This window comes from Lachnospira multipara LB2003, assembly GCF_000702205.1.
Taxonomy (GTDB): domain Bacteria; phylum Bacillota; class Clostridia; order Lachnospirales; family Lachnospiraceae; genus Lachnospira; species Lachnospira multipara_A.
The window spans coordinates 23,135-34,868 of record NZ_JNKW01000009.1 but is presented as its reverse complement, the minus strand read 5'-3'; the positions used below and the strand labels follow the sequence as shown (position 1 = coordinate 34,868).

12 protein-coding genes are annotated in these 11,734 nt (G+C 31.2%); 10 read left to right on the top strand and 2 right to left on the bottom strand.

The genetic code is table 11. From position 1 onward, the window contains the following. The 9 genes from T537_RS0106785 (at window position 1) to T537_RS0106745 (ending at window position 9,001) form a co-directional block, all read left to right on the top strand. Window positions 1-1,188: an ROK family transcriptional regulator gene (locus tag T537_RS0106785; protein ID WP_031556836.1), complete on the top strand. Its 1,188-nt coding sequence runs from the start codon at window positions 1-3 to the stop codon at window positions 1,186-1,188. Between the two features lie 121 nt (window positions 1,189-1,309). Then, a complete protein-coding gene (locus tag T537_RS0106780) occupies window positions 1,310-2,503 on the top strand; it encodes a pyridoxal phosphate-dependent aminotransferase (protein ID WP_031556834.1) in 1,194 nt (397 codons plus the stop codon). An 11-nt stretch (window positions 2,504-2,514) separates the two neighbouring features. Then, window positions 2,515-3,567 carry a histidinol-phosphate transaminase gene (gene hisC, locus T537_RS0106775; RefSeq protein WP_031556832.1) on the top strand — a complete coding sequence of 351 codons (1,053 nt, stop codon included), beginning with the start codon at window positions 2,515-2,517 and terminating at the stop codon, window positions 3,565-3,567. Beyond that, complete coding sequence (locus tag T537_RS0106770) at window positions 3,567-4,193, top strand: epoxyqueuosine reductase QueH (protein WP_027438399.1); 627 nt, start codon at window positions 3,567-3,569, stop codon at window positions 4,191-4,193. The genes hisC and T537_RS0106770 overlap by 1 nt, the downstream gene beginning before the upstream one ends. Before the next feature lie 107 nt (window positions 4,194-4,300). Beyond that, window positions 4,301-4,957 carry a hypothetical protein gene (locus tag T537_RS0106765; RefSeq protein WP_242839166.1) on the top strand — a complete coding sequence of 219 codons (657 nt, stop codon included), beginning with the start codon at window positions 4,301-4,303 and terminating at the stop codon, window positions 4,955-4,957. A 3-nt stretch (window positions 4,958-4,960) separates the two neighbouring features. Next, on the top strand, window positions 4,961-5,644 hold the full coding sequence (locus T537_RS0106760) for a hypothetical protein (protein WP_027438401.1): 684 nt from the start codon (window positions 4,961-4,963) through the stop codon (window positions 5,642-5,644). A 52-nt stretch (window positions 5,645-5,696) separates the two neighbouring features. Further along, window positions 5,697-6,239 carry a phosphodiesterase gene (yfcE, locus tag T537_RS0106755; protein WP_027438402.1) on the top strand — a complete coding sequence of 181 codons (543 nt, stop codon included), beginning with the start codon at window positions 5,697-5,699 and terminating at the stop codon, window positions 6,237-6,239. 170 nt (window positions 6,240-6,409) lie between these two features. Then, a complete protein-coding gene (locus T537_RS0106750) occupies window positions 6,410-6,814 on the top strand; it encodes a hypothetical protein (protein ID WP_031556827.1) in 405 nt (134 codons plus the stop codon). A gap of 111 nt (window positions 6,815-6,925) precedes the next feature. Then, window positions 6,926-9,001, top strand: a complete 2,076-nt coding sequence (locus tag T537_RS0106745) for an EAL domain-containing protein (RefSeq protein WP_031556826.1) — start codon at window positions 6,926-6,928, stop codon at window positions 8,999-9,001. A gap of 94 nt (window positions 9,002-9,095) precedes the next feature. Here the strand turns inward: T537_RS0106745 and T537_RS0106740 are convergent, their stop codons facing one another. Beyond that, window positions 9,096-9,419 (bottom strand): cupin domain-containing protein, encoded by a 324-nt coding sequence (locus T537_RS0106740; protein WP_027438405.1) that lies wholly within the window; start codon window positions 9,417-9,419, stop codon window positions 9,096-9,098. Window positions 9,420-9,437: 18 nt separating this feature from the next. Further along, window positions 9,438-10,292, bottom strand: coding sequence for a patatin-like phospholipase family protein (locus T537_RS0106735; protein WP_031556823.1), 855 nt, complete (start codon window positions 10,290-10,292; stop codon window positions 9,438-9,440). A gap of 166 nt (window positions 10,293-10,458) precedes the next feature. Here T537_RS0106735 and T537_RS0106730 point away from each other — a divergent pair, with 166 nt between their 5' ends. Then, window positions 10,459-11,595 carry a glycoside hydrolase family 88/105 protein gene (locus T537_RS0106730; protein ID WP_031556821.1) on the top strand — a complete coding sequence of 379 codons (1,137 nt, stop codon included), beginning with the start codon at window positions 10,459-10,461 and terminating at the stop codon, window positions 11,593-11,595. Window positions 11,596-11,734: the final 139 nt, after the last annotated feature.

Genomic DNA, 11,734 nt, shown 5'->3' with positions numbered 1-11,734 from the left:
ATGTTAACTTCAGAAAAGCTTACAACAACTGATGTAAAAAGAATTAATAAGAATAGAGTGTTTAGACTAATTCATTATTCAGGAAAGGTAGCAAGACAGGAACTTTCAGATGCACTAGATTTATCACTTCCTACAGTTAACCAAAATCTTAAGTTACTTAGTGAGGAAGGCTTAATAGAGTATTCTGGTAATTTTGAGTCAACAGGTGGTCGTAAGGCTCAGATTATTATGGTTGGCAAAAGTGCTAGAGTAGCAGTTAGTGTTAATCTTACTTCTAATGGGATCAGGGCATGTCTTGTAGGTTTAACTGGAGAAGTAATAGACGAGATTAGCTTACCAGTTCGTATTAAGGGTAATGATTTTGATGGAAATATTGCTAACATGGTTAACAAATTAATAGAAAAAAATAGTATCCCTAAAAAGTGTGTACTTGGTGTTGGAATTACAGTACCTGGTATTTTAGATAATGACAATAAGGTGATATTAACAGCTCCTACTATGGGTCTTAAAAATTACGAGGTAGAAAAATTAACAAAGGGCCTTAAATATAAGACTATTGTTATTAATGATGCTAGAGCTCATGCTCTTGCAGATTATTGGAAAACTAAGAGATTAGAAGCATCTAAGTTAATTAACATGCGTAATTTTGATGAGAAAAAACTTGTTGATAATGATTATAGCTGTGTTTATCTTATGCTTAATGAAGGCGTTGGTGGTGCTTTTCTTGAAGGAGAAAAAATAAAGGCAGGTTTTCATAATAGAGCTGGAGAAATTGGACATATGACAATTCATGCCAAGGGTAAGAAGTGTTATTGTGGACATGAGGGTTGCTTTGAAGCTTATGTTTCTTCAAGAAATCTATCAACAGATCTTAATATGACTCTTGATGAATTTTTTACAAAATTAAAGAGTGGGGATGCTACTACATCTAAGATTTTTGATGAATATCTTGATAATTTAGCAATAGGTATTAATAACCTTTATGTTATTAATGATAGTGAAGTATGTATATGCGGTCCAGTTGCTGATTATATCAGAGAATATGAAGATGACCTTAAAGAAAGACTTATTGCATTTTGCCCATTTGAGACAAGTGCATCTTATCTTAAATTCTCAGTTAGCACTGAAAATGAAGCTAGCTTAGGCGCTGCAATTATGTTTTTAATAGATTTTATTGCATCAATCTAATATTTAAGACTATAATATCAGACAGGAGAGAAATCTCCTGTCTTTTTTATTATCTAGAATAGTGGCTTTTTCTATTTAATAAATAGTATATGTAGTAAATTAAAAAAATGGAGGAAGAATTATGATAGCAGAGTCAATGGTAGCTTTAGTTAAGGGAAGTTCTGTCATTAGAGCTATGTTTGAAGAAGGTAACAGATTAAGTAAGATTTATGGCAGAGAGAATGTATATGATTTTTCTTTAGGAAATCCCAATGTAAGTGCTCCAAAGGAAGTTAATGAGGCAATTCTTGATGTTATTAATAATGAGGAATCTACACTTGTCCATGGATATATGAGCAATGCTGGATTTGAAGATGTTAGAGAGGCTATAGCAGATTCAATAAATAAAAAATATGATACAAGCTTTAATGCATCTAATATTATTATGACTGTAGGGGCAGCAGGTGGCTTAAATACTATATTAAAGACACTTCTTAATCCAGGGGATGAAGTGATTTGTTTTGCTCCTTTTTTTAGTGAATATAAAAATTATGTGTCTAATTTTGGTGGAAAATTAGTTGTGGTTCCAGCTAATACTAAGGATTTTATGCCAAATTTTGATGAATTTATTAGACTAATTAATAATAAGACTAAGGCTGTAATTATTAATAATCCTAATAACCCAACAGGGGTTATTTATGGTGAAGATGTTATACAAAGACTTAGTGATATTTTAAATAGTAAGGCGAAGGAATTATCTACTGATATTTATATTATTTCAGATGAACCATATAGAGAATTGGCATATGATGGAGCTACTGTGCCATATATAACTAAGTATTATAACAACACTATTGTTGGATATTCTTATAGTAAGTCTCTATCTTTACCAGGGGAGAGAATTGGATATTTAGTAATTCCTGATGAGTTAACAGATTCAAGTGAAGTTAAGGCGGCTGCCAGTGTGGCAACAAGAATTTTAGGATTTGTTAATGCTCCATCCCTAATGCAAAGAGTTATAAAAAAGACTCTTGATGTGGATTTAAGCAAGAACATTGCTATTTATGACAAGAATAGAAAAGCTTTATATGAAGGCCTAACAAAATTAGGATTTGAGTGTGTTAAACCACAGGGAGCCTTTTATTTGTTTGTTAAGTCTCCTGTGGAGGATGAGAACGAATTTTGCAATTCAGCTAAGAAATATAATATTTTAATGGTGCCAGCCACAAGCTTTGGATGTAAGGGTTATGTAAGAATTGCTTATTGCGTATCTTATGACACAATAATTAATTCCTTACCAAGTTTTGAAAAACTAGCAAAGGAATATTCTTTATAGGAGGTTTTTATATGAAAGCATGGGAGAATAATATTAGAAAGGTTGTTCCATATACACCTGGAGAGCAGCCAAAATTAAAGAATATAATTAAGTTAAATACTAACGAGAATCCATATCCACCATCACCTTTAGTGTTAGAGGAATTATCTAAAATGGATTATGAAAAATTTAGACTTTATCCAGATCCTGAAGTTAAGGAATTAAATGTGGCTATTGCTAACTCCTTAGGGGTTAGTGAAGATATGGTATTTACAGGAGTTGGCTCAGATGATGTAATCTCTATGATTTTTATGACATTTTTTAACTCTGATAAGCCAATTCTTTTCCCTGAAATATCTTATTCTTTTTATAGTGTATGGGCTAATTTACATAGAGTGCCATATGAGACTGTAAGACTAGATGATGATTTTAATATAGTGGTTTCGGATTTTAATAAAACTAATGGAGGTATAATTTTTCCAAACCCTAATGCCCCAACATCTAAGTATTTAAGCCTAGATTTAGTGGAGGAAATAATTAAGAATAATAGTGAAAGCATAGTAGTTGTTGATGAAGCATATATTGATTTTGGTGGTGAATCAGCAATTGGTTTAATTTCAAAGTATGACAATTTGTTAGTTGTTCAGACTTTCTCTAAGTCAAGATCAATGGCAGGACTAAGAATAGGCTATGCTATTGGTAATAATAGATTAATTGCTGCACTTAATGATGTGAAGTTCTCGTTTAATTCATATACTATGAATATGGCAGCTATTAAGCTTGGAACTGCGGCAATAGCAGATAAAAAATATTTTGAAGAGTGTTGTAGTAAAATTATAAAAACAAGACAAAGAACAATGGCAGAATTAGAAAAACTAGGCTTTTCATTCCCTGATTCAAAGTCTAATTTTATTTTTGCAACACACAAAAACAAAAAAGCAGAAGAGATATTTGTGAAATTAAAGGAGAAAAATATTTTTGTAAGATACTTTAAACAGCCAAGAATAGATAATTACTTAAGAATTACAATTGGAACAGATTCACAAATGGATGCTTTAATAACTGCATTAAAGGAGATTTTATAATGGCAATTCCATTTAACCAAAGAAATTTTCAAAAGGAACTTGATAAATTTATAGTTGAATTACAAAAAGAGGAAAGAGTACCAACACTTTTATTACATAGTTGTTGTGCCCCATGTTCAAGCTATTGTATTGAATATCTATCCAATTACTTTAAACTAACAGTTTTTTATTATAATCCTAATATTTCTTATGAGGAGGAATATAAAAAAAGAGTCGAAGAAGAAATTCGTTTTATAAAGGAATTTAAGACTAAATATCCTGTAGAATTTATAGAAGGGGATTATGAGACAGAAAAGTTTTATGAAATGGCAAAAGGACTTGAAAACTGTCCTGAAGGCGGGGAAAGATGCTTTAAGTGTTATGAACTACGTTTAAGAAAGACAGCAGTTCTAGCTAAAGAAAAGCATTTTGATTATTTTACAACAACTCTAAGCATTAGCCCTTTAAAATCAAGTGTTAAGCTTAATGAAATTGGATTAAAATTACAGGAAGAATATGGTGTGCCATATTTACTTTCTGATTTTAAGAAGAAAAACGGCTACAAAAGATCTATTGAACTTTCCAAGGAATATAATCTTTATCGCCAGAATTTCTGCGGCTGCGTGTATTCAAGGGTGGAAAAATAGTGCTTTAAACTTGAAAAAAAGACGACAAAATGTTATATTTTAAATAGTTTAACTCATTAATCGTATTTATTTTTTATGATTAGTTAAAATATATGGAGGAAATGAATATGGCAAAGAAGAATGGCTTTTTAAAATTTGTCGCTGTTACAGGTGCACTTGTGGCAGCAAGTAAGGTGGCTTACGATAAATACAAGGAAACTAAGGAAAAATTTGTTAAAGAAGAGAATGATAGCGTAGATGCTGAAATCAGAAAATATAATGCTATTGCCGAAAAGAAGATTGTTGAAATTGAAGATGAGGAATTTGTAGGCTGTGAACTTAAATCAGTTGCTGCTAAGACTACTCTTGACTTAGGTTTAGCTGTTTTTGAAAAGGATGTATATGTTAACTTCTCAAGTGTATGCAGTAATGTAACAATTATTTTACCAGAGGGTGTTAATGTTGTATGTGATGTTGATAGAATCTGCTCTGGTGTTAGAAATCTTGTTGAGAATTCTGATGAAGATGGAATTCATACAGTTTATATAATTGGTAAGGCAGTTGCTACTAGTCTTGAGGTTATTCCAGTTGATTTCTATGTTGACGATGATGATGTTGAAGATATAGATGATGATTTTGATGAAGATGCAATTTTTGCTAATGAAGATGAACCAGAAATCAAGGTTATTAATAAGTCAGTTGAAACAGAGTCTAGTGATGAAGATAAGGAAGATAAGGAAGATAAGGAAGAAACTGAAGAAGTTAACTTAGAAGAGGTTGAATAATTCATGATAAAGAACAGGGATAGGATAATTAATTATTTTAATAGCTTACCTGATTCTAGTGTTGTGGCAGTTAATTCTTTATATGAAGAAAAATTTACTAAAATGAGTCAGGATGCTTTTTTCCGAGCAGTGGAAAGAATTGCTAAAGACGGTATAATAGTAAGACTAAGTAAGGGCTTATATGTTAGACGAATAGAGGAAGGTTTAACCAAAGAAGATATACTTCTTAATTATTTCTTTGGAGATGAGAATGATAGTGGTATGTTTATTGGTATGAGACTTTACAATAAATATTCACTAACAAGCGCCAAAAGCGATATTATTGAGCTTTATTCTAATAAGATAAAGAGCAATGTAAGTAAGATTGACAATCTCATTATAAGAAGACCAGAGGTTGAACTTGATTTTGATAATACAAGAATCATAGAAGCACTTGAAATTTTGCAAAACTATCATAATATTCCTGATCTTAATAAGCTAAAATTTGCAAGATATGTCAAGGGCTTTGCAAGAGGATATAAGGATGAAGCTGCATTAATTGTATTAGACAATATGAAATATAAGAAAAATACAATTGCTTTTCTAAAAAAGATTCTTGATATGTATAAGGTTAAGAACTCACTACAGAAATATTTAAGTTATGCTAGTGATTATAAGATTCCTACAGTACAAAAATTAGCAAGATAAATTTTTAGCAGGAGTAAAATCCTGCTTTTTTTAAATTTAAGGAGATAATAATATGGATAAAATAATGATTGCATCAGATATACATGGTTCAGCTTATTATTGTAAAAAAATGATTGAAAGATATAAGGCTGAGAAGGCAAAGAGACTAGTTTTACTTGGTGATATTTTATACCATGGACCAAGAAATGATTTACCTAAAGACTATGCTCCTAAGGAAGTTATAAAAATGCTTAATCCCTTAAGAAATGAGATTATTTGCGTAAGAGGAAATTGTGATACAGAAGTAGACCAAATGGTATTAGATTTTAATTGCTTATGCGAACAGGCATTTTTATCAGTTAATAATAGGGATATTGTTATATGTCATGGCCATAAATTAGATGAGAAAAATATCCCAGCACTTAAGGATGGGGATGTGCTTTTATGTGGTCATACTCATGTACCAAAGTGTGAAAAGAAAGACGGGATTACATATATGAACCCAGGCTCTGTATCAATTCCTAAGGAAAACTCTCCTCATGGATATATGATTTTAGAGGATAAATTTGTCTGGAAAGATTTAGATGGTAATGTATATATGGAGGAAAGCTTATAGTCTTTTTATTAGAACTTTAGGATTTTAATAATACCTTTGGCCCTCTTTAGAATTATAAGGAATATTTTATTTTTATTTAATTGTATTTAGACAGTTGTGTGGTAGAGTATTTACTGTAGTTATCTTTACAGAGGAGATAAATAAACCGATTATGGTGGAGGTATTCTTAAATGAATGAGTTTAGAAATAGATTTATAAGGTTTATGTATGGAAGGTACGGCATGGATCAGCTTTCCAAATTTACATCTATATTGTGCATGACATTACTTGTATTGACACTTTTTATGCATAATGGAGTTGTTTATACAGTAGCAATTTTGCTTTTAATTTATACATATTTTAGATGCTTTTCAAGAAACATTTCTAGAAGAAGTAAGGAAAATCAGAGATATCTTAATTTTTACTATAAGTGTCAAGGTAAGTTTAACTATGTAATAGCAAGAATTAAGGACTCTAAGACACATAGGATTTTTAAATGTCCAAATTGTTCACAAAAAATCAGAGTACCAAAGGGCAAGGGAAAAATTAGTATTAAATGTCCTAAGTGCCGAATCGATTTTATAAAAAGAACATAGACAAATAAAATAAATTTATATTAAGGATTAGAACAAAACCCCACTTATATGGGGTTTTATTTTTTTGAAATTTTGATATTATGTATACTAAGAAATTCTTTAGGGGGAGTCATGTTTAAATTATCGGATTTCTTTGAAAAATCTGTTATTATACAGGCCTTAAGACAGGCAATAATAATGTGTATACCTATTCTTTTAATAGGGTCCTTTAGTTTGGTTTTTAGGGTATTTCCTAATAGACATTATCAGATTTTTTTAGAAAACTTTCAAGGTGGAATAATATTACATTTTCTAGATGATATTTATCGTATAACAATTTTAACGCTTGGGGTGTATATTACTCTTGCTTTATCAATAAGCATTGTTAATACTGCATGCCGTAAGGAGAATAGAAACTTTAGCTTGGTTTTTGTAAGCTTAATGCTATTTTTCTTATTTAGTGGTGTTTTTCATATGAAGGGAAATGCTGTTGATTTTATGGGAGAGAATGATATTTTAGTATCCTTACTTACGGTATTTTTCTCATATACCATGTTTAATATTATTGATAAGTACGTAAAGGTGAGTTTTAAGTTATATTCAAGTGGGGCAGATGCTTCCTATACTCAGATGCTTAATATGTTGCCTAAAATCATTATAACTTTAATCTGCGGTTTTTTATTATATTGCATCATGGTATTTACAACAGGAGAACACTCTCTTCAAAATCTTATTACGAATTTTATGTATTCAATCATTAAAAAGGGAAATAGTAAATTTACAAAGACACTGATATTTGCACTTTTCCAGCTATTTATATGGTTGTTTGGCATACGTAAATTTAATATTATTTTTCCAGGATCAACACAAAGTCTTATAAGTAATCCATGCACAATTAATTCTCATACTGCTTGGAATGTGTTTGCTTCAATGGGTGGTTGTGGTTCAACAATGTGTCTTGCCATAGCAATCCTTATTTTTGGAAAAAAGAATACATCAAAAAAACTTGTAAGATTATCAAGTATACCTATATTTTTTAATGTTAACGAGTTATTGTTGTTTGGTTTACCTGTTGTATTAAATCCAATATATATTATTCCATTTATCATTGTACCAATTGTTAATTACGGAATAGCATTTTTAGCTTCGTATTTAAGTATAATCCCTCAGACTCTTAATTATGTTGAATGGACAACACCGCCAATAATTAGTGGCTTTTTTTGCACAGGAAATATTTCAGGTTCACTTATACAGATAATTAATTTAGCAGTGGGAATACTTATTTATACCCCTTTTGTCATCTATGCTGATAAAAAGTCTTTAGAACAGGAAAACAAAATGGTTGCAGATCTAATTTGCCAGTATAAGGAATTAGAGGAAAGTGGAGAAGGCGGAAATGTACTTTGCTTAAAGGGCATATATGGAGTGCTTGCAAGAACGCTAGCTGATGAAATAAAGTGTAAAATAGACAGAAATGAGATTAATCTTAAGTACCAACCTCAGTTTAATAATAAAAATGAGTGTATTGGAGTTGAGAGTTTATTGTCTTTAGAATACTCTAATTATGGTAAACTTTACACCCCATTTGTTATTGGACTTACTAAAGAGATGGAGTATCAAAGCAAGCTAGAAAAAGCTATTTTTATTGTGGCCCTTAATGACTGTAAAAAAATAGTTAATAGCCTTGGACCTAATTGTAAGATAGCCATTAATATAACGGGAAATTCAATACAGACACAGGAGTTTGAAGAATTTTTAGTTGAAATGGCTGATAAATACAAGGACTACATAAAAAATATATTAATTGAAATCACAGAACAAGACAGTTTAAAGATAGATGAAGAACTTATTTCAAGATTAGAGCGTCTTAAAAAACTAGGTTATAGTTTTGGTATTGACGATTTTTCAATGGGAAGTACATCTATAAGATATCTAAAATATAATATCTTTGATTTGGTAAAAATTGATGGCAACTTAAGTAAGGATGTTGTTAATAATGAACGAAGTAGAGATATTGTAAAGGTAATGGCTGGTTTAACTAACAGATTTGGAATTGATATATTGGCAGAATATGTAGAAGATAAAAAACAAAAAGATATTTTGGAAAAAATTGGCTGTTATGAATATCAAGGATATTATTTTAGCCAGGCAGTAAACCTTAATGAATTAGATAATGTTATTGAAAATGTAAGTAATGCCGTATATTAAAACTGGCTTAAAACTGGCCTTATAAATAAAGACTGAGCTTTATGTAAACTAAACCCCTTCTTAACAGATAGTTAAGAAGGGGTTTTCATTAATCTTATTTTAAAAAGTCATCTCTTTTTGGATTAAATACATCAACTAAGATGCCCTCTTTTAGACATGTTACACCATGAAGTGAATTACTTGGCATATATACACTGTCTCCTTTATTTACAACCTTAGTTTCTCCATCGATTGTAAATTCAAAACTACCTTCAGCAATATAAGTTATCTGAAGATGTTCGTGGGTATGAAAGTTACCCTTTGCCCCTTTTTGAAAGTGAATTTCACACATCATAAGTTCATCAGAATAACTTAGAATTTTTCTTTGAACCCCTGGTTCGCAATCAGTTGCAGTAACGTCCTTATTAAATACAAACATAAAAAATCTCCTTTTTAATTAGTTTATTTCAAAAAATTCCTTAATCTTATCAAATTGTTCATAAGTCTGATTATATCCATCGTTATATAGAGATAAAATCTTTGTTTTGTCTTTTTCGGTACGCTTAAATCCCTTAGTTGACACTGGTCGCATTACGTATAATTTACCTTCTTTTTCAAGTCTATCCACTCTTTCAAGCTGTCTGTTGTATTTAGAAGCTCTAGTAAGAAGATCTCGTGCTAATTCTGGTTTATTCTTGTAAAGTTTAGCAGTTGATTTAGTAATGCTTGATGTGTTTTTCTTATAGCCAGGTTCTCTTGTAAGAACAACTAAGACCTTATCACAACCATCGGCAAGGGCTTTTTCAACTGGGATTGAATCAGATAAGCCACCATCCATATATTCAGTTCCATTTATGTTAATAGTTGGGAAGAATACAGGAAGAGCACATGTTGCCTTTAATACCTTGTTAGTTCTATCAAGTCCTGTGTATGGAAGATATTCAGGTTTTCCAGTTTCCACATTAGTAACAACGCATAAATATTCTCCCTTGAATCTTTTAAAAGCATCATAATCATATGGTACAAGTTCATTTGGGATTGTTTCATAAGCAAAATCAAGACCGTAAAGAGATCTGTTATTTGGAGCTATCATATTAGTAAGTCCCATGTATCTTTTGTCGTCTCTGTAATCCATTATGATCTTTAGATTTCTTCCAGGTTGACATGATGCGTAACTAACTCCGTAGGCTGCACCTGCAGATACACCAATTATATAATCAGGTAAAAAATCTAGTTCGTTTAGAGCATCCATAACGCCACAAGAAAATATAGATCTAAATGCACCACCTTCAAAAACTATTCCTCTTTTCATGTTATACCTCCAAATCTTGTATGGTATAATTTTCTGACATAATTTAGGCAATGTCAAGTAAATTAGGGCTTTTTACTATCTTGATATTTTATATCGTATAGGGTAAAATGAGGGAGTTGATTGGTAGTTTTGACAATCAAATTTAGGGAGATTTAAGGAGAAACAAATGGACATCATAGTAAAGTATATTGACGGGCTAATGGAAAGAAGCACACTTGATACTCCAGCTTGGAATATTGAGAAGTTAAAGGCAGGAATTAAGTCAAAGTGGAATTACATCGATGGCGTTATGATTAAGGCAATTTTAGAGATGTATTCAATCTCTGGTGATAAGAAGTATCTTGATTTTGCAGATAAATTTATTGATCATAGAGTATTTGACGATGGTAGCATTGACGGATATAGTATTGGTGAGAAGAATATTGACAATGTTAATGCTGGTAAGACTTTATTCGAATTATACGAACTTACAGGTAAGGAAAAGTATAAGAAAGCTATTGATTTAGTATATTCACAGATTGAGATTATGCCAAGAACTAAGTCTGGTAATTTCTGGCATAAGGATATTTATCCAAATCAGGTATGGCTAGATGGTATGTATATGGGCCAGCCATTTTACATGGAATATGAAACTAAATTCAATAATAGAGCTAACTATGATGATATTTTTGGCCAGTTTAAATTCGTGATTGAGAATTTAAGAAATCCACTTAATGGACTTTATTATCATGCAATTGATACAAGCAAGGAAGCTTTTTGGTGTGATAAAGTAACTGGACTTTCACAGAATATTTGGCTTAGAGCAATTGGCTGGTATGCTATGGCTCTTCTCGACACACTTGATAAAGTTGATAATAAAGATCATAAATATGATGAAGAATGTAACATGATGAAGGAAGCATTTGTAGATCTCATGGATTCTATGCTTAAATACCAGGATGAATCAGGTATGTGGTATCAGGTTGTTAACTTTGGTGGCATGGATAAGAACTACCTTGAAACATCTGGTAGTGCCATTATGGCTTATGCCCTCCTTAAGGGTGTTAGACTAGGATTCTTACCAGAAAGCTATAGAGAATATGGTGAGAAGGCCCTAAAGGGTATTGAAGAAAGATACCTTAAGGCTAATGAAGATGGTACAATTTCCCTTGATGGCATCTGCTTAGTAGCAGGTCTTGGTGGTAACAATAGACGTCCTGGAACATATGACTACTATATGTCAGAACCTATTGTTAAGGATGATGCTAAGGGTGTTGGTCCATTCCTTTTAGCTTACACAGAACATTTAAGATATACAAAATAGATCAATTAAACATAAGTTTACTAGATAAGAAGAGGCATAATTAATTTTGTCTCTTCTTTTTTGATGTAGAGAAAATCACATTACATCTTGGCGTGGCAAATATACAAATTTATCTTTACTATTAAAAGTAAATATTGAC